Below are 750 nucleotides of genomic sequence, written 5' to 3' on the forward strand. Positions count from 1 at the left end.
TTCTCGTACACAATCAGGCTCTCGAACAGCGGCGTGCCTTGCGGTACGTCGCTCCAGCTCTGTATCTCGCTGAGCGCCGCATACTCATACACCTGCTTCGCCGACTGCTCCTCCTGCAGCTCGCGCAGGTAGGACACTACATCCGTTCCGCTCTTCACCCGCACCCGCACCGGCAACGTATTGATGAACAACCCTACCATTGTCTCCACGCCCTCCAGCTCAGCCGGACGGCCAGATACGGTCGCTCCGAATACGACATCCGCTTCCCCGCTCCAGCGGCTCAGCAGCAGCGCCCATGCGCCCTGCACCAGCGTATTGAGCGTGAGCTGATGCGATCGCGCGAATTGGTTCAACTGTGCGCTCTCCGACACACTCAGCGGCCGCGCAGCCTCCGCGAAGCCCTTGGCTCCTCTGACCTCGCTTGATGGCAGCGCCGTCGGCCCTTCCACTTCCGACAGATACGACTGCCAGAAGGCCGCTGCCGCCTGCCGGTCCTGCTGCTGCAGCCAGCCGATGTAGTCCCGGTATGGCCGGATTGAGGCCAGCTCCAGCTCGCGCCCGCTGCAGATCGCTTCATACAGCGCAAAAAATTCCTGAATGACAATCGGATTGCTCCAGCCGTCCAGCAGCAAATGATGGAACGTCCACACCATGCTTACCGTCTGCTTGTCCCTCCGTATCAGCGCGAAGCGCATCAATGGCGCCTGGCTGAAATCGAAGCCCTGCTCCCTGTCCTCCAGCAGATACTGC

General features: G+C 61.6%; 1 protein-coding gene. It reads right to left on the bottom strand.

Going from position 1 to position 750, the window contains the following annotated elements:
• A partial coding sequence (locus ACY1JZ_RS26010; RefSeq protein WP_462631683.1) for a condensation domain-containing protein occupies positions 1-750 on the bottom strand: 750 nt, incomplete at both ends.

The organism is Paenibacillus sp. J5 (genome assembly GCF_054955055.1).